The 21,482-nt window shown below is 71.4% G+C and carries 23 protein-coding genes; 11 read left to right on the forward strand and 12 right to left on the reverse strand.

The window, feature by feature from the left end; all coding sequences use genetic code 11:
- Positions 1-3 precede the first annotated feature (3 nt).
- From GPA10_RS05500 to fabF, 5 genes are all read left to right on the forward strand, one after another.
- Positions 4-1,230, forward strand: coding sequence for a PucR family transcriptional regulator (locus GPA10_RS05500; RefSeq protein WP_425505670.1), 1,227 nt, complete (start codon positions 4-6; stop codon positions 1,228-1,230).
- An 89-nt stretch (positions 1,231-1,319) separates the two neighbouring features.
- Positions 1,320-2,270, forward strand: a complete 951-nt coding sequence (locus GPA10_RS05505) for an ACP S-malonyltransferase (RefSeq protein ID WP_343040364.1) — start codon at positions 1,320-1,322, stop codon at positions 2,268-2,270.
- Positions 2,271-2,286: 16 nt separating this feature from the next.
- Complete coding sequence (locus GPA10_RS05510; protein WP_058845870.1) at positions 2,287-3,294, forward strand: ketoacyl-ACP synthase III; 1,008 nt, start codon at positions 2,287-2,289, stop codon at positions 3,292-3,294.
- Positions 3,295-3,365: 71 nt separating this feature from the next.
- A complete protein-coding gene (locus GPA10_RS05515) occupies positions 3,366-3,614 on the forward strand; it encodes an acyl carrier protein (RefSeq protein ID WP_030358543.1) in 249 nt (82 codons plus the stop codon).
- A 114-nt stretch (positions 3,615-3,728) separates the two neighbouring features.
- On the forward strand, positions 3,729-4,994 hold the full coding sequence (gene fabF, locus GPA10_RS05520) for a beta-ketoacyl-ACP synthase II (RefSeq protein WP_343040367.1): 1,266 nt from the start codon (positions 3,729-3,731) through the stop codon (positions 4,992-4,994).
- Between the two features lie 89 nt (positions 4,995-5,083).
- Here fabF and GPA10_RS05525 read toward each other — a convergent pair whose 3' ends face one another.
- Positions 5,084-5,578, reverse strand: a complete 495-nt coding sequence (locus GPA10_RS05525) for a DUF3145 domain-containing protein (protein ID WP_058845872.1) — start codon at positions 5,576-5,578, stop codon at positions 5,084-5,086.
- A gap of 410 nt (positions 5,579-5,988) precedes the next feature.
- Here GPA10_RS05525 and GPA10_RS05530 point away from each other — a divergent pair, with 410 nt between their 5' ends.
- Positions 5,989-6,903: an SGNH/GDSL hydrolase family protein gene (locus GPA10_RS05530; protein WP_157164480.1), complete on the forward strand. Its 915-nt coding sequence runs from the start codon at positions 5,989-5,991 to the stop codon at positions 6,901-6,903.
- A 37-nt stretch (positions 6,904-6,940) separates the two neighbouring features.
- On the opposite strand, the gene GPA10_RS05535 is transcribed toward GPA10_RS05530, so the two are convergent.
- From GPA10_RS05535 to GPA10_RS05545, 3 genes are read right to left on the reverse strand one after another with little or no spacing between them, the layout of a single operon-like run.
- A complete protein-coding gene (locus tag GPA10_RS05535; RefSeq protein WP_157164481.1) occupies positions 6,941-7,828 on the reverse strand; it encodes an SDR family oxidoreductase in 888 nt (295 codons plus the stop codon).
- 25 nt (positions 7,829-7,853) lie between these two features.
- Positions 7,854-8,249, reverse strand: a complete 396-nt coding sequence (locus tag GPA10_RS05540; protein WP_157164482.1) for a RidA family protein — start codon at positions 8,247-8,249, stop codon at positions 7,854-7,856.
- 27 nt (positions 8,250-8,276) lie between these two features.
- Positions 8,277-9,089: an NAD(P)-dependent oxidoreductase gene (locus GPA10_RS05545; protein WP_157164637.1), complete on the reverse strand. Its 813-nt coding sequence runs from the start codon at positions 9,087-9,089 to the stop codon at positions 8,277-8,279.
- 112 nt (positions 9,090-9,201) lie between these two features.
- Here GPA10_RS05545 and GPA10_RS05550 point away from each other — a divergent pair, with 112 nt between their 5' ends.
- The gene (locus GPA10_RS05550; protein ID WP_425505671.1) at positions 9,202-10,131 is read left to right on the forward strand and encodes a LysR family transcriptional regulator; all 930 of its coding nucleotides are present in this window, start codon (positions 9,202-9,204) and stop codon (positions 10,129-10,131) included.
- Positions 10,132-10,245: 114 nt separating this feature from the next.
- Entirely contained in the window at positions 10,246-11,559 is a 1,314-nt protein-coding gene (locus GPA10_RS05555) for a pyroglutamyl-peptidase I (RefSeq protein ID WP_157164638.1), read from the forward strand.
- Here the strand turns inward: GPA10_RS05555 and GPA10_RS05560 are convergent.
- Positions 11,546-12,394 carry an EI24 domain-containing protein gene (locus tag GPA10_RS05560; RefSeq protein ID WP_157164484.1) on the reverse strand — a complete coding sequence of 283 codons (849 nt, stop codon included), beginning with the start codon at positions 12,392-12,394 and terminating at the stop codon, positions 11,546-11,548. The two genes, GPA10_RS05555 and GPA10_RS05560, sit on opposite strands and share 14 nt — an antisense overlap.
- Positions 12,395-12,518: 124 nt before the next feature.
- Here GPA10_RS05560 and GPA10_RS05565 point away from each other — a divergent pair, with 124 nt between their 5' ends.
- A complete protein-coding gene (locus tag GPA10_RS05565) occupies positions 12,519-15,101 on the forward strand; it encodes a M14 family zinc carboxypeptidase (RefSeq protein ID WP_157164485.1) in 2,583 nt (860 codons plus the stop codon).
- A 60-nt stretch (positions 15,102-15,161) separates the two neighbouring features.
- On the opposite strand, the gene GPA10_RS05570 is transcribed toward GPA10_RS05565, so the two are convergent.
- The 5 genes from GPA10_RS05570 to GPA10_RS05590 are packed head-to-tail and all read right to left on the reverse strand — an operon-like array spanning position 15,162 to position 18,558.
- Complete coding sequence (locus GPA10_RS05570) at positions 15,162-16,319, reverse strand: methyltransferase domain-containing protein (protein WP_157164486.1); 1,158 nt, start codon at positions 16,317-16,319, stop codon at positions 15,162-15,164.
- Positions 16,316-17,263, reverse strand: coding sequence for an ATP-grasp ribosomal peptide maturase (gene tgmB / locus GPA10_RS05575; RefSeq protein ID WP_157164487.1), 948 nt, complete (start codon positions 17,261-17,263; stop codon positions 16,316-16,318). Before tgmB ends, GPA10_RS05570 begins: the two co-directional genes overlap by 4 nt.
- Before the next feature lies 1 nt (position 17,264).
- On the reverse strand, positions 17,265-17,498 hold the full coding sequence (locus tag GPA10_RS05580; RefSeq protein ID WP_157164488.1) for a hypothetical protein: 234 nt from the start codon (positions 17,496-17,498) through the stop codon (positions 17,265-17,267).
- A 50-nt stretch (positions 17,499-17,548) separates the two neighbouring features.
- Positions 17,549-17,977 (reverse strand): NUDIX domain-containing protein, encoded by a 429-nt coding sequence (locus GPA10_RS05585; protein WP_246258783.1) that lies wholly within the window; start codon positions 17,975-17,977, stop codon positions 17,549-17,551.
- A gap of 32 nt (positions 17,978-18,009) precedes the next feature.
- The gene (locus GPA10_RS05590) at positions 18,010-18,558 is read right to left on the reverse strand and encodes a hypothetical protein (RefSeq protein ID WP_157164490.1); all 549 of its coding nucleotides are present in this window, start codon (positions 18,556-18,558) and stop codon (positions 18,010-18,012) included.
- 106 nt (positions 18,559-18,664) lie between these two features.
- Here GPA10_RS05590 and GPA10_RS05595 point away from each other — a divergent pair, with 106 nt between their 5' ends.
- Entirely contained in the window at positions 18,665-19,501 is an 837-nt protein-coding gene (locus GPA10_RS05595; RefSeq protein WP_157164491.1) for a helix-turn-helix domain-containing protein, read from the forward strand.
- Entirely contained in the window at positions 19,498-19,707 is a 210-nt protein-coding gene (locus GPA10_RS05600) for a DUF397 domain-containing protein (RefSeq protein WP_343040370.1), read from the forward strand. The genes GPA10_RS05595 and GPA10_RS05600 overlap by 4 nt, the downstream gene beginning before the upstream one ends.
- Before the next feature lie 83 nt (positions 19,708-19,790).
- Here GPA10_RS05600 and GPA10_RS05605 read toward each other — a convergent pair whose 3' ends face one another.
- Together GPA10_RS05605 and GPA10_RS05610 are read right to left on the reverse strand one after the other, a co-directional pair.
- Positions 19,791-20,219 (reverse strand): organic hydroperoxide resistance protein, encoded by a 429-nt coding sequence (locus tag GPA10_RS05605; protein WP_157164492.1) that lies wholly within the window; start codon positions 20,217-20,219, stop codon positions 19,791-19,793.
- 122 nt (positions 20,220-20,341) lie between these two features.
- Positions 20,342-21,376 (reverse strand): NADP-dependent oxidoreductase, encoded by a 1,035-nt coding sequence (locus GPA10_RS05610; protein WP_157164493.1) that lies wholly within the window; start codon positions 21,374-21,376, stop codon positions 20,342-20,344.
- Positions 21,377-21,482 lie beyond the last annotated feature (106 nt).

Consider the following 21,482-nt stretch of genomic DNA (forward strand, 5'->3'; position numbering starts at 1 on the left):
CCCGTGCCCGAACCCTCAGCGAACGAAGCCCACCTGGCCGTCGGCGCCGACTCCCCGCGCGGCGGCCGCGCCCACGCGCACGCCGCCACGCTCCGCCGTCTGGAGAAGTCGTCCGGCAGCCTGGCCGCGCAGGCGATCGCGCGCATGGACGAGACGCTGTCCTGGTACCGGGCCATGCCACCGGAGAACCGCTCGTGGATCGGCCTGGTCGCCCAGGCCGGTATCGCCGCCTTCACCGAGTGGTTCCGGCACCCCGACGCCCCGCAGGCCATCTCCACGGACGTCTTCGGCACCGCGCCGCGCGAGCTGACCCGGGCCATCACCCTGCGGCAGACCGTCGAGATGGTGCGCACCACCATCGAGGTCATGGAGTCGGCCATCGACGAGGTGGCCGCGCCCGGCGACGAGTCGGTGCTCCGCGAGGCACTGCTCGTCTACGCCCGCGAGATCGCCTTCGCCACCGCCCAGGTGTACGCGCAGGCCGCGGAGGCACGCGGTGCCTGGGACGCGCGCCTGGAGTCGCTCGTGGTGAACGCCGTGCTCTCCGGGGAGGCCGATGAGGGCGCCGTCTCCCGTGCCGCGGCCCTTGGCTGGAACTCGCCGGACCATGTCTGCGTGGTCCTCGGCACCGCGCCGGACGGCGACAGCGAACTCACCGTCGAGGCCATCCGCCGGGCCGCCCGGCACGCCAAGCTCCAGGTCCTCACGGGGGTGCTCGGCACCCGGCTCGTCGTCATCGCGGGCGGCGACGACAACCCCCTTGCCGTGGCGAAAGCCCTGATCGGACCGTATGCGACCGGTCCGGTGGTGGCCGGGCCCATCGTGCCCGACCTGCTGGCGGCCACCCGTTCCGCGCAAGCCGCAGCCGCGGGTCTGAAGGCGTGCGGCGCCTGGCAGGACGCACCGCGTCCGGTGCTCGCGGACGATCTTCTTCCGGAGCGTGCCATCGCGGGCGACCCGGCGGCCCGCGAACAACTGGTGGAGGAGATCTACAGACCGCTGGAGGAGGCCGGGTCCGCGCTCCTGGAGACCCTCAGTGTCTACCTCGAACAGGCGAGCAGCCTGGAGGGTGCCGCCCGGATGCTGTTTGTTCATCCCAACACCGTGCGCTACCGGCTTCGACGTGTGACTGACGTCACCGGATGGTCACCTTCGGATGTGCGGTCCGCCTTCACCCTGCGGATCGCGCTGATCCTGGGACGTCTCGCCGACAGTGATCACCAAGCCTGACAATTTGTCGGGGACCTACAATTCCCCCAGCTGTTCTTCGTCCCTGTCCCCACGGGCGGTTCGTACTGTCCACAAGAGAGAGTGTGAGAGTGCTCGTACTCGTCGCTCCCGGCCAAGGCGCTCAGACGCCCGGCTTCCTGACTCCCTGGCTCGACCTCCCCGGCGCAGCCGACCGGCTCGCCGCCTGGTCGGACGCCATCGGGCTCGACCTCGCCCACTACGGCACCCAGGCCGACGCGGACGCGATCCGCGACACCTCGGTGGCGCAGCCGCTCCTGGTCGCGGCCGGACTGCTGTCCTCCGCGGCACTCGGTGACATCCGGCCGGGCGCCGTGGCGGGGCACAGCGTCGGCGAGATCACGGCGGCCGCGTACGCGGGAGTCCTCTCCGAGGACACCGCCATGGGCTTCGTCCGCAAGCGCGGTCTGGCCATGGCGGACGCCGCTGCCGTCACCGAGACCGGCATGGCGGCGCTGCTCGGCGGCGACCCCGAGGTCACCCTGGCGCACCTGGAGAAGCTCGGCCTGACCCCGGCGAACGTGAACGGCGCGGGTCAGATCGTGGCCGCGGGCACCGCCGAGCAGCTCGCCGCGCTCGCCGAGGACAAGCCCGAGGGCGTGCGCAAGGTCGTGCCCCTGAAGGTCGCGGGCGCGTTCCACACGCACCACATGGCTCCCGCGGTCGCGGCCCTGGAAGAGGCCGCCGAGGGCCTCGACGTCGCCGACCCGCGGCTGACGTACCTCTCCAACAGGGACGGCAAGGCCGTCACGAAGGGCTCCGACGTCGTGGCCCGCCTGGTCGGCCAGGTCGCCAACCCGGTCCGCTGGGACCTGTGCATGGACACGTTCCAGGAGCTCGGCGTGACGGCGCTCGTCGAGGTGTGCCCCGGCGGCACCCTCACCGGCCTCGCCAAGCGCGCCCTCAAGGGCGTCAGGACCCTGGCCGTGAAGACGCCCGACGACCTCGACGCCGCCCGCGCGCTCATCGCCGAGACGGCCGCCGCGGAAGCCGCCGGCACCGCCGACGCGGCGGATGTCTGAGAAGGAGCTGGAGAGCATGGCGAAGATCAAGCCGAGCCAGGGCGCCGCGTACGCGCGCATCCTGGGAGTCGGTGGCTACCGCCCGACGCGCGTGGTGCCCAACGAGGTCATCCTGGAGAAGATCGACTCGTCCGACGAGTGGATCCGCTCCCGCTCCGGCATCGCGACCCGCCACTGGGCCTCCCCCGAGGAGACCGTGGCCGCGATGTCCGTCGAGGCCGGCGGCAAGGCGATCGCCGACGCGGGCATCACGCCCGAGCAGATCGGCGCCGTGATCGTCTCCACCGTCTCGCACTTCAAGCAGACCCCGGCCGTGGCGACCGAGATCGCGGACAAGCTCGGCGCGGGCAAGCCCGCCGCGTTCGACATCTCCGCGGGCTGCGCGGGCTTCGGTTACGGCCTCACCCTCGCCAAGGGCATGGTCACCGACGGCTCCGCCGAGTACGCCCTGGTGATCGGCGTGGAGCGGCTCAGCGACCTGACCGACCTGGAGGACCGCGCGACGGCCTTCCTGTTCGGTGACGGCGCGGGCGCCGTCGTCGTCGGCCCCGCCAAGGAGCCGGCCATCGGCCCGACGGTCTGGGGCTCGGAGGGCGACAAGTCCGAGACCATCAAGCAGACCGAGTCCTGGGAGGCGTACCGCGAGGGCGGCGTCGCCCCGGCGAAGTTCCCCGCCATCACGCAGGAGGGCCAGGCGGTGTTCCGCTGGGCCGTCTTCGAGATGGCGAAGGTCGCCCAGCAGGCCCTGGACGCCGCCGGAATCACCGCGGACGACCTGGACGTCTTCATCCCGCACCAGGCCAACATGCGGATCATCGACTCGATGGTGAAGACTCTGAAACTGCCGGAGCACGTCACGGTCGCCCGTGACGTGGAGACCACCGGCAACACCTCGGCCGCCTCGATCCCGCTCGCGATGGAGCGGCTCCTGGCGACCGGTGAGGCGAAGAGCGGCGACACCGCGCTCGTCATCGGCTTCGGGGCGGGTCTCGTGTACGCCGCCACGGTCGTTACCCTCCCCTAGGCACCCGTGCGGATCTTCGGATTCGCGCGGATGCCGCCACACCCTCTGGATACACAAGAAGGAGCGCCCACATGGCCGCCACTGAGAAGGAGATCGTCGACGGTCTCGCGGAGATCGTCAACGAGATCGCCGGCATCCCGGTCGAGGACGTCCAGCTGGACAAGTCCTTCACCGACGACCTGGACGTCGACTCGCTGTCCATGGTCGAGGTCGTCGTCGCCGCCGAAGAGCGCTTCGACGTGAAGATCCCGGACGACGACGTCAAGAACCTCAAGACGGTCGGCGACGCGACCAAGTACATCCTGGAGCACCAGGCCTGATTCCGGCTCGGGCCCGCCGAGCCGGGCTCGCGTCGACCGGGCTCATGCCAGCCGCCACCCGGCGGTGGCGCCGCCGCATCCGCATTCTGAACCAACCGTGGAGAGAGAAATCCAGTGAACTCGACCAATAACACCGTGGTCGTCACCGGTATCGGCGCAACCACACCGCTGGGTGGCGACGCGGCCTCTACCTGGGAGGGCCTGCTCGCCGGGCGCTCCGGGGTCAGTCTTCTCGAGCAGGACTGGGCCGCCGACCTGCCGGTCCGGATCGCCGGGCAGATCGCCGTCGAGCCGAGCGAGATCATTCCGCGCCCGCAGGCCCGCAAGCTCGACCGCTCGGCGCAGTTCGCGCTGATCGCGGCCGAGGAGGCCTGGAAGGACGCGGGCTTCACCGGCAAGGCCGGCGAGGACGGCAACGCCGTCGAGCCCGACCGGCTCGGCGCGGTCATCGCCTCCGGCATCGGCGGTGTGACCACTCTGCTCGACCAGTACGACGTGCTGAAGGAGAAGGGCGTCCGGCGCGTCTCGCCGCACACCGTCCCCATGCTGATGCCCAACTCGCCCGCGGCGAACGTCGGCATCGCCCTCGGCGCCCGCGCCGGGGTGCACACTCCCGTCTCGGCGTGCGCGTCGGGCGCGGAGGCCATCGGCTACGCCGTCGAGATGATCCGCACCGGCCGCGCCGACATCGTGGTCGCGGGCGGCACCGAGGCGGCCGTGCACCCGCTGCCCATCGCCGCGTTCGGCAACATGATGGCGATGTCCAAGAACAACGACGACCCGCAGGGCGCGTCCCGCCCCTGGGACGTCGACCGCAACGGCTTCGTGCTCGGCGAGGGCGCGGGCGTGATCGTCCTGGAGTCCGAGGAGCACGCCAAGGCCCGTGGCGCCCGCATCTACGCGGAGGCCGTCGGCCAGGGCATCTCGGCGGACGCGCACCACATCACGCAGCCCGAGCCGTCCGGCAACGGCATCGCTCAGGCGCTGCTGAACCTGGTGCACAACACCGGTCTGAAGCCCGCCGAGATCGCGCACATCAACGCGCACGCCACCTCGACGCCGCAGGGTGACATCGGTGAGATCAAGGCGCTGCGCCAGGCGTTCGGCGACGACGTCGACCACATGGCGGTCGCCTCGACGAAGTCGATGACCGGTCACCTCCTCGGCGGCGCCGGCGGCATCGAGACCGTCGCCACGGTCCTCGCCCTGTACCACCGCACGGCTCCGCCGACGATCAACATCGAGAACCTCGACCCCGAGGTGGACGCGGACATCATCCGCAGCGAGCCGCGCGCGCTGCCCGAGGGCACCATCGCGGCGCTGAACGACTCGTTCGGCTTCGGCGGCCACAACGTGGTCCTCGCCTTCCGAACGGTCTGAGCCGTACCTGTTCCACATGCTCCGCCCCGTACGTACGTGAAGAGGCCCACCCGGCAGGTCCGGGTGGGCCTCTTCACATCCGCCACAGGTCAGACCACCTGGTGCAGCCAGCGCACCGGAGCTCCCTCGCCCGCGTACCGGAAGGGCTCCAGCTCGTCGTCCCAGGGCTTGCCGAGGAGCCGTGCGATCTCCGCCGCCAGGTCGCTCTCCCCGCTCTGGGAACGGGCGAGGGCGGCGCGCAGCCGGTCCTCCGGGATCAGGATGTCGCCGTGGATGCCGGTGACGGCGTGGAAGATGCCGAGCCGGGGAGTGGCGCTGTAGCGCTCGCCCTCGGCTGCCGCGCTCGGCTCCGCCGTGCACTCGAAGCGCAGCAGATCCCAGCCGCGCAGCGCGGAGGCGAGCTTGGAGGCGGTGCCTGCCGAGCCCTTCCAGGAGAACTCGGATCTCCATGTGCCGGGCGCCGCGGGCTGCCGAATCCAGTCGAGGCTGACGCGTGCGCCGAGCACGCCCGCGACGGCCCACTCGACGTGCGGGCACAGCGCGCGCGGTGCGGAGTGCACGTACAGGACTCCACGTGTCGTCACCGGGACCTCCAGTGTGGGACGAGGTGCGCCTTCCCCGGCGGCCTCGCGCCCGTGCCGAGCGATATTCCCCAAAAGCGAGGAAAGTCAAAAAAGGGGACAGATGTGACGTGATGTAATTTAGCGGAACCGGGAAAACCAGGTGCCACTGGGTGGCGAGGCTACCGTGCGGCGAGGCAAGGAGTGTGACGTACCGTCCGTCCGCATGCCGGGAAACTCCCAGGTTTCACTCGCTGGGAGGCCCGCAAACCCCCGGTTGGGTGTCCCCGGGGCAGTTTTGGGACATAAGGGCATGCGACGGGACGCAACCCGGAGGGCACGTGTGACGTCACGTTGGACGACAGGGGCGACCCAGAGGCCGACCCGGAGGCCGACCCAGAGGCCGGCCCAGAAGCGACACTGAGGGGACGACGATGCGGAATCCACAGCACCGCAAACGGGCCGCCGTCGCCCTCGCGACGGCGGCCCTCACCGGCGTCGCCACGCTCACCGCGTGCGACGCGTCCGGCGACGGCTCCCCGGCGCCGGGCGGAGGCTCGGCCCAGGACCGGGCGGCCCCGAAGCCGGCCCGGGTGTGGGACACCTCACCCCGCTCCGTCGCCGCGGTCGGTGACTCCATCACCCGCGGCTTCGACGCCTGCTCGGTGCTCTCCGACTGCCCGGAGGTGTCCTGGGCGACCGGCAGCGACGACGGGGTGCGCAGCCTCGCGCAGCGGCTGCTCGGCAAGCAGCGCGCGTCGACGCACAGTTGGAACTACGCCAAGACCGGCGCGCGGATGGCGGACCTGCCGGACCAGATGACCCGGGCGGCGGCCGAGGGCCCCGAACTGGTGACGGTGATGGCGGGCGCCAACGACGCCTGCCGCTCCTCGGCCGACGACATGACCTCCGTCGCGGACTTCCGCGCCGACTTCCGGGAATCCCTGCGCACCCTGCGGCGCACCCAGCCCAAGGCGCAGGTGTACGTGTCCAGCGTGCCGGACCTCAAGCGGCTGTGGTCCGAGGGGCGCACCAACCAGCTCGGCAAGCAGGTGTGGAAGCTCGGCATCTGCGCGTCGATGCTGGCCGACGCGGACTCCATGGACCGCTCGGCGACTCTGCGGCGGCAGTCGGTGCAGGACCGGGTCGTGGCGTACAACAAGGTACTCAAGGACGTCTGCGCCAAGGACCTGCGCTGCCGTTACGACGGCGGGGCCGTGTTCGACTTCCGCTTCGACGGCGACCAGTTGAGCCACTGGGACTGGTTCCACCCGAGCAAGAACGGGCAGTCGCACCTCGCGGACATCGCCTACAAGGCCGTGACCGCCGCCCGGCCGCGGAGCCAGTAGCTTCTCCGCGGCGGGTCGGCGGTCACAGCCGGGTGGTTCAGCGGAACGACGGGGCGTGCTCGCGGGCCCAGTCGGCGTAGGTGCGGGCCGGGCGGCCGGTGACGCGGGGCACCGTGTCGAGCACCGTGCGGCCCTCCGGCGGGGTGTTCTTGTAGACGTCGAGCAGCCAGGCGATCAGGCCCTCGTCGTGCCCCTCGGCCCGCATCCCGGCGGCGGCCTGCTCCTCCGTCAGCTCGACGAGGGCGATGTCGCTGCCGCGCGCCTCGGCGAGGGTGGCCACCTTCTCCACGACCGTGAGGGCCTGCGGGCCCGTCACGACGTACTCCTGCCCGGCGTGGCCGTCCTCGACGAGCGCGACGGCGATCACCGCGCCGATGTCGCTCTCGTGCACCAGGGCGCTGAGCCGGTCGGTGAACGGTGCCCGCACCGTGCTGTCGGCGCGCACGGACTCCGCCCACTCCAGGCTGTTCCCCATGAACTCGACCGGCTTGACGACGGTCCAGTCCAGCTCGCACGCGCGCACCGCGTCCTCCAGCGGGGAGGCGCCGCCGCCGTGCAGGACGGTGACCCGGCGCACCCCCGCCTCGCGGGCCAGGGCGAGTATCTCCGGCCCCGTCTCCAGCGGTTCGTAGGCACCGGAGAAGGTGATCAGGTGCAGGCCCGTCGCGCCCTCCAGGGCGGCCTTGAGGCTCGCGGGCTCACGGAGGTCACCCTGGACCGCCTCGACGCCCTCGGGGAACGATGCCTTGGACGCGTCACGGGTCAGCGCGCGGACCCGCTGCCCGCGCTCCAGGAGCTCGCGGACGACCTCACGGCCGACGGTGCCGGTGGCACCGGCGACGAGGTGGATGTTCTGGGTGTCCGTGTTCTCGGCGGCCGTGCTCTGGACGTGCGTGTTCTGGGCGTGCGATGTCTTGTTCGTCATGCCCCGAAGGTAGGAGGACTCGCGGTCAGTTCCGGTCCGCGAGTGGCGGGAGGGCGGCCACCACTTCCACCTCGATCAGCGCCTCGGGCCGGAAGAGGCGCGGCACGGCGACGGTGGTGCTGGTGGGCGGGGTGCCGGTGAGATAGGTGCGGCGGACGGCGGCGTAGCCGGGCAGGTCGTCCATGTCCGTGAGGAACGTCCGGATGTTGATGATGTCGGCGAGCGTCGCGCCGTGGGCGTCGAGCAGGGCGGTGAGGGTGGCGAAGACGTCGTGGGTCTGCGCGGCGATCCCCTCGCCGTCGCCGATCTGGCCCGAGAGGTACAACAGGGCGCCGCCGTCGGCCAGTTCGACGCGGGCGACCTGGGAGTAGGGGCCGAGGGGCCGGGGCGCGGCGGCGGGGTTGCCGATCGTGACGTTCATGGGCGGGACTCCTGTTCCGTACGGGGGCTACGAGCGGTGGGCGCGGATGTGGGGGACGGCGCGGGCGATGTCCTCGTGGGCCACGGACGGGTCCGCCGCCGCGCGGAAGTGGGCGAGGACGGCCTCCATGGCGGGCAGCCGGGCCGTGTCCGTGGCCAGGGCCACGTCCTTCACGGCGAGGTCGTTGCCGAAGTGCACGTCGGTGGCGAAGGCACGGGCGACGGCGCCCGCGAGCGGGCCGCGGGCGAGGGCGCCGCGGGCCACCTCCTCGTCGAGGCCGAGCGCGTCGGCCAGGGCCATCGCCTCCGCGACCAGGGCGACGCCGCCGAGCACGGCGGTGTTCACGACGACCTTGAGCGCGGCGCCGGAGCCGAGGGGGCCGGTGCGGGTCACCGTGCCGAGGTGGGTGAGGACCGGTTCGGCCCCGGTGGCGTCGCCGCCCGCGAGGATGCCGAGTTCCCCCGCGGCCGCCTTGTCCGTGCTGCCCATGACGGGCGCGTCGACGAGCGTGACGCCCGCGGGCACCCGCTCCCCCAGCTCCCGTACGGCGTCGGGCCCGACGGTCGACATCTCCACCCAGTGCACGCCGTCCCGCAGCACGGGCACGAGGGCGTCGGCTACGGCGCGCAGGGCGTCGGGGCCCGCGAGCATCGTCAGGACGACCTCCGCGTCGCGCACGGCGTCGGCGGGCCCGGACGCGGCGCGCGCGCCCTCCGCCACCAGGGGGCCCGCCTTCGCGGCGGTGCGGTTCCACACGGTGAGGGGATATCCGGCGGCGAGCAGCCGCCGCGCCATCGGGGCACCCATGTGCCCGAGCCCGAGGAACGCGACACGGGGCAGCGGCGACGCGTCGCCGTGCCGGTCGTCGCGCCTGACGCCGTCCTTGGCGTTGTCGTGGTTCATGCCGACGACGTTAGGACCGGGCGGAGAATGCGACAAGCGCATGCTTAGCATGGCCCGCATGCCTGATACGCATGAGTCCGAACTCTCCACGATATGGCTGCGCGCGTTCCTGGAGGTGGCCCGGCACGGTTCCTTCACCGTGGCCGCGCGCCGCCTCGGCTGGACCCAGTCCGCGGTGTCCCGTCAGATCGCCTCGCTGGAGGCGGCCCTCGGCGGTGCGCCGCTGTTCGACCGGCTGCCGCGCGGGGTGCGCCTCACCGCGCACGGCACGGCCGCGCTCCCGCACGTCGCGGCGGCGCTCGACCGCCTGGCCCTGCTGCGGCGGGAGCTGCGGGACCTGAACCGGGTGGCGGGCGGGCGGCTGCGGTTCGGGGCGTTCGCGACGGCGGACGCGGCGCTGGTGCCACGGGCGATCGCCCTGTTCCGGGCCCGCCACCCCGGGGTCTCCCTGGCCCGTGAGGAGGGCCTCACCGGCCCGCTCCTCGGGCGCCTGGCCGCGGGCGAGCTCGACCTGGCCGTGGTGTCCACGACGGGCGGGCCGCTCCCGGAGGGGACCGTCGAGCTGCATCACCTCCTCGACGAGCCGCTGTACGTGGCGGTGCCCGCGGGGCACGCGCTCGCGGGCGAGCCCCGCGTCGGCCTGGCCCGGCTCGCCGACGAGGACTGGGTGTCCGGCAGTCCCGAGCCGGCGGGCACCCTGCTCGACGCGGCGCGACCGCACGGCTTCTCGCCACGCGTCGCCCATGTGGTGGGCGAGTGGACCGCCAAGCTGGGCTATGTCGCGGCGGGCCTCGGCGTGGCCCTGGTCCCGGCCCTGGCGGCGCAGGGGGTGCGGCCGGACGTCGCCCTGATCCCCGTACGGGACGAGGACGCCCCCACCCGGGCGGTGTACGCGGCGACGCCACGGGACCGTACGGCGCCGCCCGCGGTGGCCCCCTTCCTGCGGGCGCTGCGGGAGGCGGGCGCGGACGCGGTGTGACGCCCGGCGTCCACAGGCCCGGACCGGATCTCGTCCCCGGGAACCATGGCGCCACAGGCGCCTGTCCCGGGATACTTCGGCCACCTCACCTGCAACGGAAGGACTCACGTGGCTCTGTCCCCCACCCCTGGGATATCAGGCCGACGGCTCGGCGTCTGCGGCGTGTTCGGCGCCGTGCTGCTCGCGGGGGCCGTGGTCCCGCCCGCCGCGGCCGACGGCACCGCTCGGGCCGGCGCCCCCACCGTCGAGGAGCAGCGCCTGGACCGCGCCGCGCCGCAGGAGATCCTGCGGCGCAGCGGATTCGACCGCGTGGCGCCCGGCTTCACGCGGGACCTGGACCGGGTGCGCTCCTACGCGCAGGCCCGGCGTCTGGTCGCGCACGAGGGGCAGTCGCTGTGGCGGCGGGCCGTGGACCGGGCGCAGGGGCGCTCCCCGGTGACCGGCGACCTCAGCAGGGACGACGACCGGCCGCTGTACTGGGCGCGGCTCGGGATGACGCGGGCGCTGCGCGGCTGGGAGCCGCGCGGGTTCGACCTCGACGACACCCGGCGGCAGCGGCTGCTCGCCGACCTGGAGACGACGTCCCGCGGCCAGGACACCATCGACTTCCCGAAGGGCCCGAACGGCACGCACCCGAAGGGCAAGGGGAAGCACAAGGGGATCAAGCGGGTCCTGGTGACCGGGTTCGACCCGTTCACGCTCGACCGCGACACCCGCATCAGCAACCCCTCGGGCGCCACCGCGCTCGCCCTCGACGGCACCGTCGTACGGACCGCCGAGGGACTCGTACGCATCGAGACGGCCGTCTTCCCGGTGCGCTGGACGGACTTCGAGCAGGGCACGGTGGAGCGGGTCCTTCGGCGGCAGCTGCCGCGCGTCGACCTGTTCACGACCGTGAGCCAGGGCCGGGTCGGCAAGTTCGACATCGAGCGGACCAACGGGGCCTGGCGGGGCGGGTTCGGGGACAACGAGAACCTGTCGCGCACGGAGACCGTCCCGGTGTCCGACCCCGCCTCGCAGCCGCAGTGGACGACGACGACCCTCCCGTACAAGGACATCGTCGCCGCGGACACCGGCCGCTTCCCCGTGTACGACAACACGGCCGTCACCGAGATCCCCGCGGGCGGCACCACGCCGGTGCAGCGCCCGGACGGCCCGACGCCGGGCTCGACGGCCCGCGCGGGCGGCGGCGGGGACTATCTGTCCAACGAGATCGCCTACCGGGCGACGCTGCTGCGCGACCGGCTCGGGCTGCACGACCGCCTCCCGGGCGGCCATGTGCACACGCCGGTGCTCCAGTTCGGCGCCGGGAACACCGACCCGGCGACGGGGAAGGTCACCGACGCGGAGTTCGAGCGCAACCGCGTGGACATCGTCGGGCAGGTGCGGCGGATCGTGGTGACGGCCGTGGAGGCTAGCGGACGGTAGGCGCGCCGCCGCCCGCGGTACCGCCCGTGACCCGCACGTCGCCGTCCGCGCTGTCGTCGGAGCCGTCGGAGTCGTCAGGGTCGTCGGGGTCGCCGGTGTCCTCGCCCATGAGGTCCCGCGCCATCAGCGTCGCCCCGGCGACCGCGCCCGGCATGAGGAACACGGCGACGAACGGCACCAGGAAGAAGACCGCGAGGGGAGCGCCGAAGCCCCACGCCAGCGTCTTGCGGGCGCGCAGCAGGGCCAGGCGGTCGCGCAGCCGTACGCCACGGCGTGCCAGCGCGACCGCCGTCAGCTCCTCGACGAGGAAGAAGCCGGTGACGAAGAACCCGATGACGGGGATCACGGTCTGGCCGACAACGGGCAGGAAGCCGAGGCCGAACAGGAGCACGCCCCACAGCGCGGCCCGCACCACGATGCGCAGGCTGTCGCGTACGGAGATCAGCAGCTCGCGCCAGAGCGGCAGGCCCGACTCGGGGGCGAACCCGGCGACGGAGATGTCGACCTGCTCGGAGAGGGACTCGTAGAAGGGCTCGCCGATCAGCAGCGTCACCGCCGTGAAGGTGACGACGGACAGAAGCAGCGCCAGGGCGAAGAGCAGCGCGGTCAGGAAGCCGCGGAACAGGCCCGGCCACGGGTCGGACCAGTCGTCGGCGAACGGCGTCGCCCACGACACCAGGTCCGTGCCCCACAGCGCGAGCGCGACGAGCGCGCCCGCGTACAGGACGAGAGTGATCAGCCCTGGCAGCAGCCCCCATCCGAACTGCTTGCCGTGCTGGGCGACCCAGCGCTGTCCCTTCACCAGATAGCCGAAACCCCGGCCCAGTTCACGCATGCGGCACACACTATCCCTCTTGTTGTCGCCGGTTTCAGCCTGTAGACCTCCCGTACCGATCTTCTCGTCTCTTCTCGTCACTGCTCTCCCGGGTCGGTGTCCGACCCCTGTTCCGGAGGTACGTATGGGCATATCCCGGCCATCAAGACCGTCAAGACCGGTGCTCCTCACCGCGTCGGCCGCCGCGGGCACCCTGCTGTTCACCGTGCTCACGCCGGGTGGCGCGAGTGCCGACCCGGCGCCGCGGGCGGTGGTCCGCGACCAGTCCCCGCTCGGCGACGCCGACCGGGCCGCCCGCGCTCCGGAGAGCGCCGCGGCCCGCGCCCTCGACGACGCGCCGGTGGCCGCCCGCACCGGCGCCGAGCGCGGCTATCCACGCGAGCGCCGCCTCGCCTCGGTGCCGGAGAACCCGGCCGACAAGTCCATCAAGCTGGGCCTGACCCCGTACCACGCCATCGCCCCGGAGCTGAACAGGATCCAGGGCATCGGCGACCGCGTGAGCGTCGAGATCACCGGGCGCTCGGCGGGCGGCCACGATCTGTATCTGGTGACGGTCACCGCGCCCGAGTCGGCGCGCGAGGCCGCCCGGCAGAAGCGGATGCGCGAACGCATCGAGAACGAGCCCGCCGCGGCCGCCGCGGACAAGACACTCAAGTCCGCCTACAAAGCTCCGGTGTTCATCAACAACAACATCCACGGCAACGAGTGGGAGGGCACCGACGCGGCCCTGAAGCTCATCGAGAAGCTGGCACGGGCCAAGGACGCGAGGACCCGTGACCTGCTCGCCCACCACCGCCTGTACGTCAACGTCACCATGAACCCCGACGGCCGCGTCGCGGGCACCCGCGAGAACGCGAACGGCTTCGACCTGAACCGGGACTTCATCACCGGGACCCAGCCCGAGACGCGCGCGGTGCGGCGCATCGCCATCGACAAGCAGCCCGCCGTGATGATCGACCTGCACGGTTACGTGAACGGCACGCTCATCGAGCCGACGACGCCGCCGCACGGCGAGAACTACGAGTACGACCTGTTCCTGAAGAACACCTACGCCAACGCCCTCGGCATGGAGAAGGCCGTCAACGGCCTCGGCTACACCGAGGCGAAGGACGGCGTCCTTCCGGCCGTCATCCCCTTCCGCGACCAGCAGGAGGGCTGGGACGACTGGCCGCCCATCTTCACCCCGCAGTACATGCCGTTCCACGGCGCGGTCGCCGCGCACACCATCGAGTTCCCGATGCAGGTCAACAACGAGGAGTACGACTCCGAGCCGGTCGCCGAGCTGCGCCGCCGCTCCGCGGTCAACACGGACATCGCGGGCGCGGCCATGACGGCGACGCTCGACTACGCCCGTAAGCACCGGCGGTCGCTGATCGCCGACCAGATCGAGGTGTTCCGGCGCGGCGCGGCGGGGGCCCCTTCGGTGGAGATCTCCGAGGAGACGGTGCCGGGTGTCCCGGGCATCGGCCCGGAGGACGTCTACACGACGAAGTTCCCGCGTGCGTACGTCGTCCCAGCCGCGGGCCGCGACCAGCGCTCGGCCACGGCGGCGGCCCGGCTCGTGGACCATCTCCTCGCCAACGACGTACGGGTGCGGCGGGCCACGAAGGACTTCCGGCTCGGCGGCAAGCGGTACGGGAAGGGCTCCTACCTCGTCGACATGCGCCAGCCCAAGCGGGGCATCGCGAACGTGATGCTCGCGGACGGCCGCGACATCAGCGACAAGGTGTCCACGATGTACGACATCTCGGGCTGGAGCCTCGGGCGGCTGTGGGGCGCGACGGTCCGGCCCGTGCCTAAGGGGAGCCCGGCCGCGGTGCCGTCACGGGCGGTCGCGGCGGCGGCCGGGGTCGGATATGTGGCGCCGCGCGGTGACCTGCGGCTGCGGCTCGACGACGCGCGCGAGGTGGCCGCCCTCAACTCCCTTCTGCGGGAGGGGGTTTCGGTGCGCCGGCTGAAGGACGGCAGTGTTCTCGTGCCGGGGTCGGCGCGGCGGGCCGCGCGGGCGGCGGCGCGGAAGTACGACGTGGCGTTCTCCGCGACCACGGCGCGCGGCGGGGAGAAGGTGCGGCGCACGCGGGTCGCCGCGGCGGTGACGCCCGGGGAGCTGTTCGCGCTCCGTGAGATGAACTTCGACGTGGTGCCGGTGTCGACCGCCGTCCTCAACGACGGCTTCGACTGGCGCCGCGCCGACGTGCTCTTCGTCTCGTCCGGCCTCGACCGCGCGGACCTGAAGCCCGCGGCGCGCGAACGGCTCGACGCGTTCCTCGCCGGGGGCGGCGGGGTCGTCGGGCGGGGCGCCGGGGGTGCCGCACTCAACTCGGCCGCGAAGCTGCTGTCCGTCACGGCCGTCGAGGGCAACGGGGACGCCAACGGGGTGGTCCGGGTCCGCAACGCCGGTGGCGCCGTGGCCGGTTCCGGTACCGGGTACGGCTTCGTCTACGCCCCGATGTGGTTCACCGGGCTCGGGAGTGGGGTCCGGGTGGAACAGGCCTACGCGGGCGGCAAGCCGCTGGTGTCCGGGCACTGGCGCGCCGACTCTTCCGGGGCCGGAGGGCCCGCGGACGCCGCCGGGGAGGCTTCCGTCGTGAGCGGGGTCTCCGCGGGCGGGGCCCGGGTGGTCCTCTTCGGCACGGAGCCGTTGTTCCGGGGGCATCCGAAGGGGGTGTTCGCTCAGGTGGGGCGGGCGTTGTTCGCTGTGCGGTAGGTCTTGGCGGGGGGCCTTGACGGGGTCCCCCGCCTCGTCCTTCAGCGGGCTCGGGCAGCGTCAGATCGAGAGTCGCCACGTTCCGTCCGGGGCCTGGAGGTGGCTGCCCTCGGCCGAGAGTTCCGCGCGCAGTGTGTGCAGAGCAAACCTGTTCTTCTCCTCCCACGTGCGGCGGACCCGTTCCAGGTCGTCCCAGAGTCTGCGGGGGCCGCCCTGATGGATCAGCGGGCGGGGGCCGTCCTCCGCTCGGGCCCATGCCCCGTCCGCGGCGAGAAGCCACACGACGCGCGGCCCGTCGTCCGGGAAGGTGGCCGCGCGGGTCTCGACTCCGGGCGTGTCCAGCTCATACAGCCACCGGAGCGGCCACTCCTGCCAGAGGTCGGGGATCGGACCGTGCGGGGACCGTACGTCCTCGCCCTCTCGCGTCCGGGCGGAAACGAACACGTCGTCCAGCTTTCCCGGGTAGTCAGCTTCCTGCCGAGTCTCCATGAACGTGGCCGGGTCGGGCTGGACGGCCCCTCGCGCGATGCCGTCGCTCCCCATGTCCGCCGTGATCAGTAGCGCGGTGTGCGCGATGGTCGTCACGAGCCGCCCGCCGGGGCGGAGCGCGCGGAGCCAGGACGCGGGGACGGGCCGCACGGAAACCGTCGCCATGATGCGGTCGTACTCCGTATCGGGGAGTTCCCCGGTCGCGTCGATGGCTTGCATGCGGGGGGTTCGCCCGAACTCGGCGAGACGCGTACCGGCGGCCTCGATCAGGTACGGGTCCACGTCCACGCTCGTCACGTTCTCGTCCCCGAACCGGCGCGCGAACAGAGCGGCGGAGTACCCGGAGCCCGTCCCCACGTCGAGCACCCGGTGGCCGGTCTTGACGTCGAGCCGGTGGGCCATGGAGACAATGAGCCCTGGCAGGGTGCTGGACGACGTGGGGTCGCCGCTGCCGTGCGCGCCCGGGGCCGCGTGGTCCGCGTGTGCGGTACCCACGCGGGTCACCAGCGTCTCGTCGGCGTAGGCGGCACGCAACAGCTCGGCGGAGCCCTCGGGCGGGCTCACCAACTCCCATTCCTGCGTCGGGCTGTCCGGGATGCGCCGCCACCAGCGCGGGACCAGCCGGTGCCGGGGGGTGCTGCTCACTGCGTCATGCCATGCGGGCGCGTCGGCGGTCACTCGGTCGGCGAGCGCGCGGGCGGCGCCGGTCCATGCGGGCACTTCGGTCATGCGCTCTCTCCTTGCAGTGCGTCGGCCATGGCTTCAACGAGCGGCACCGCTGCTTTGACCGCGAGCCAATGCCATTGGCCGCTGGGGTTCACCTCGAAGAACACCCAACGTCCAGCGGGCGTGACGGCGAAGTCCAGCGCGCCGAAGTACAGACCGAGTTCATCCATGAGCCGGCGGACCCCCTTCTCGATCTCCGAGGGGATGCCCACCACCTCGTACGTGTGGGACCGGTAGTCGGTACGCCAGTCGAGTCGAGCGGCTTCGCTGTCGGCGTGGATGGCGACGGGGAACATGCGGTCCCCGATCACGGTCAAGCGCACTTCGTACGCCTTGTCCACGTGCTCCTGGAACAGGTGGGCAGTGCCACTCACTCCGTCGTCCACCTGGTCTCCGGAGACGAGTGCCACGGGGAGGAACCGGCGTTTCCCTCCGGGGCCGAGCACGCCCCCGCCGAGCCCCTTGTAGACAACCGTGTCGTCCCCCATGAACGTCCGGGCGTGCTCGGGGTCCGACGTGATCACGGATCGGGGTACGGCAAGGCCGCAGCGGGCGGCAACGGCGAGTTGAACCGGCTTGTAGTTCGCGGCGGCGTCCCGCGAGGGATGGTTGATCCAGCGGACGGGCAGCGAGCCGAGTACGCCGAGCAGTCCTGAACGTGCTTCGGAGACCGCGAGCGCGCGAGCGTGTCCGGGCCAGTCGGCGGGGGTCCGGAACTCGCCTGGGCGGCGCCACCACACCGACTTGACGGATTCCAGGCGGACCGTGCGGGAGCCGGCGAGGGACCCCGTCCAGCCGTCCCGGGTGAGGGAGACGGCCAGACGGGAAGCGGTGGGAAAGTCGGCGGTGTCGTACCTGACGACTGTCTCACCGCGCTTCACCAACTCCTCGACCACCGCATCGGCCGTGAGATCGTCCCGGCCGGTGAGGATGAGGATGGTCCTCATCTCAGTACAGGTCGGTTCCGCTGTCGGAACCAGGCTTCTGCCCGTCGCCATTGCTGGTCTCGGTCTGCGTCTCGGGCATCTCCGCCGTGATCGCGTGCCAAGGGTTGCCCTCGGCGGAGACGCTGAGCTGGAGCCGTTCGCTGTACGTGATCACGGGCGTCTCACCGTCCGACGGAGGGGGTGACACCAAGTGTCGAACTCCGAACGGGACGGGCATGGCGGTTGCGATACTCATGCTGTGTTCCTCCTGGGCAGTCGGTGCGGTTCATCAGCGGTGTGTGTGCACTATCGAGCGTCAGCGGGCCTACCGAGCCGGTACAGCGGGATCCGCATCCCGTAGGAGTAGGCGCGTACGGCTGCCTTGACGCACCCCGCCTGGCGCGGGAACGCCAGTTGATCGAGCTGTTCGAGCGGAACCCACCTGAGGTCGGACAACTCCGCACGAGCGGACTCGGGCAGCGTCACGGCGGCTGCTTCGCTCGTGGTGAGCGTGCTGCCCTCCACCACGATGTCGTAGCCCTCGGCACGCTTGCCGTCCTCGTCGGCGGGCACTTGGTCGATCACGAGCGCGTGCGCGATGTGGCACCGCACTCCGGTCTCCTCGAACAGTTCGCGGACCGCAGCGGCGGCGATGGTCTCGCCCGCATGCGCGCGCCCTCCCGGGAGCTGCCACCCACTCTCACTGTCCGCGTGCTTGGACGTCGGTTTGACCATGAGCACGTCTCCCTGCGCGTTGCGCACCAGAACTACTGCTCCGATGCGGCGGCGGGGTGATGGGGCAGCGACAACATGGTTGCTCGACATGCGAATTGGCCTCTCCAGGATTGCTGATTCCCGCCACCGATGAGGGGTCGGTCATCTTGTTCGAACCGCCCGGAAACGGGGAGATCAGCGGTGTGTGATGCGGGCACGTCCACAGGGACGACCCACACGCAGTAGGTCCCCGAGTGGTCGACCGCAGAGAGCGCGAACGGCCGTCCGGCGCGGAGTCGGTCACGCGCGGCTCGTCTTCTCTCCTTGTCCGCGCACCACGCCCGCAACTCCGTCGGTACGTCGGGAGCCCATTCCGGAAGGTCGAGCTTCACCAGGGCATCCGGCGCGTCCGCGAGCCACGGCGCACACGGCTCCGGGTCGAGTGCGTCCGCGATGCGGTGGGCTTGCGTGCCCACCCACCGCATCGTGATTCCGAGATACGGGGTCGCGAGCGTGCCGAGCACGACCCGGACCTGCTGCCCACCGGCCAGGCCTGTACCGACCGCTTCGGCGCGGTACTCGATGACATCGCCACTGGACACATCCGCTCCTCTCCGTAGTGCTATGACTACCGGGGGGAATCAGCGTGGACCACACCTGGGAACCGTTCAACCTGTCAGAAGAGAACGAAAGGCTGGCGAACGACCTTTGAATCGCAAGGAGTTGAACCCCGACGCTTCGCCGCAGGCGGCGTACGGTGCGCGGATGCGCGGTCTGCGCGAGGCGCGCGGCTGGACCCAAGACGAGCTGGCAGACCGCATGGGCTATTCCAGCGTGCATATCTCGGCGGTCGAAACTGGTCGGAAGCCTCCAACTCTCCGTTTCTCGCGTAGCGCGGACCGGTCGCTCGGCCTTGAGGGATCCGCGGACGCGTTCGAGCGGGAGTACCGCCAGGTCCGCCAGGGCGGCCTGTTGGAGGGGTTCCCGGAGTACGTCAAGTACGAGGCTCGGGCCGTCGAGCTTCGGCTGTACAACATCGGGATCATTCCTGGCCTGTTGCAGACACCGGAGTACGCGCGGGTCCTGGCAGACAGTGCCGTACGGCGGGGTGCCATCACGCCCGAACAGGCGGATGATCGCGTGGCGTTCCTGGCGCAGCGACAGGTGGCCCTGAAGCGCCCCCGCCCTCCCATGCTGTTCGTGGCCATGGACGAAAGCTGTATCCGCCGTACCGTCGGTGGACCGGCCGTCATGGACGCCCAACTAGCCCACCTGGCCGTGTTCGCCGAGTCGCCGAACACGCTGCTACAGGTGGTGCCGTACGACATCGGCGAGCGTCGCACTTTTGACCTGCCGGTTAACCTCTTGACGCTGCCGGACCGGTCCGTCGTCTGCTACGCGGAGTCCCAGGCGCAGGGCAATCTGGACCGCGAGAGCGCGTCCGTTGAGCCCATGTTGACGGCCTACCATCAGCTACAGGCCGAATCGCTGTCCCAGGCGGCATCTGTGGCCATGATCGAGCAGGTACGAAAGGGCAAACCGTGACGACCGAATCCCCGCTCTGGTTCAAGTCCTCCTACAGCAACAACGGCGGCGACTGCGTCGAGGTCGCCGCCAACCTTGTCGTCACGAGCGGTGTCGTCCCCGTCCGTGACTCCAAGCGCCCGACCGGCCCGACCCTGAACTTCCCGATAGCCACTTACTCTTCCTTCGTGTCAGGCGTCAAAGCAGGCTGGTTCGACAACGCCTGACGTCTTGCCGTCTCCAGCCCCCGCCCCCTGCGCCGAGCCAGGGGCCGACCGCCGTGCAGAGGGCGGGGCGGGAGGCAAGGGCCTCAGGCGACCTTCAGGTCCACCTTGATGTTGCCGCGGGTCGCGTTGGAGTAGGGGCAGACCTCGTGGGCCTTCCCCACGAGGGACTGCGCCGTCGCGGTGTCCACGTTCGGGATGGACGCGGTGATCTCGACCTCGAGGCCGAACCCGCCGGCCTCGGTGGAGCCGATGCCGACCTTCGCGGTCACCGTCGACCCGGAGATGTCGGCCTTCTCGCGGCGGGCGACCACGCCGAGCGCCCCCTGGAAGCAGGCGCTGTACCCGGCGGCGAAGAGCTGCTCGGGGTTGGTGCCCGCCCCGCTGCCGCCCATCTCCTTCGGCGGGTTGACGACGACGTCGAGCTTGCCGTCGTCACTGGCGACGCGGCCGTCACGGCCGTTCTCCGCGGTGGCCACGGCGGTGTACTTGACGTCGATCTTCTGGATGGTCATGACTGCCGATTCCTCCTGGGATGTGCCGCGCCGCGCGCCCGCCGACCCGGCAGTTGTGGAATTACTTTATCGGATGGTGAAAGAGACTGGAGATCGCGGAACCCTCGGGGCCCCGGGAAACCTCACACGTCGAGGGACACGATCATCTTTCCCGTGTTCTCGCCCCGCAGCATGCCGAGGAACGCCTCGACCCCGCTCTCGACACCGTGCTTGAAGGTCTCGTCGTACTTGAGCTCCCCGGACCGCACCCACGCGCCGACCTCGCGCACGAACTGCGGCTGGAGGTGCTCGTGGTCCCGGACGAGCATGCCCTGGAGCCGCAGCGCCTTGCCGATGATCATGAACATGTTGCGCGGCCCGGGGGTGGGCTCCGTGTCGTTGTAGCCCGCGATCATGCCGCAGACGGTGACGCGGCCGTGCCGGTTCAGGCAGCTGAGGGCGGCCTCCAGGTGCTCACCGCCGACGTTGTCGAAGTAGACGTCGATGCCGTCGGGGGCGGCCTCCTTGAGCTGCTCGACGACCGGGCGCTCGTCGCGGTAGTTGAACGCCGCGTCGAAGCCGTACTCCTCGGTCAGGAGCTTGACCTTCTCGTCCGAGCCCGCCGAGCCGATGACGCGCGACGCGCCCTTGAGCCGGGCGATCTGGCCGACCTCGGAGCCGACGGCCCCGGCCGCGCCGGAGACGAAGACCGCGTCGCCCTCCTTGAAGGAGGCGACTTCGAGGAGGCCCGCGTACGCCGTCAGGCCCGTCATGCCGAGCACACCGAGGTACGCCGACAGCGGGGCCGCGTCCGGGTCCACCTTCGTGACCTGCTTCGCAGGCAACGTGGCGTACTCGCGCCAGCCCGCGAAGTGCAGGACGTGGTCGCCCGCCGCGAAGCCGTCCGCGTTCGACGCCACGACGACGCCTACCGCCCCGCCCTCCATCGGCTGGTCCAGCTGGAACGGCGGGATGTACGACTTCACGTCGTTCATGCGGCCCCGCATATAGGGGTCGACCGAGAAGTGCAGGTTCCGGACGAGCAGGTCCCCCTCGGCCGGGGCCTCCACCGGGGCCTCGCGGAGAGCGAAGTCCTCAGGGACCGGCCAGCCGTGCGGGCGGCGCACGAGGTGCCAGGCGCGACCGGCGGCCGGGAGCTGCTCGGGGGTGACGGACATGGGGGCGTCCTCCTCAGATTTCCCTGATGCTTCAGATGCTTCAGATGGCTCAGATGCTTCAGATGCTTCACGTTCTGAAATAAGCATGTGCTTTGATATTTCATGT

This window comes from Streptomyces typhae, assembly GCF_009755605.1.
Classification (GTDB): Bacteria; Actinomycetota; Actinomycetes; order Streptomycetales; family Streptomycetaceae; genus Streptomyces; species Streptomyces typhae.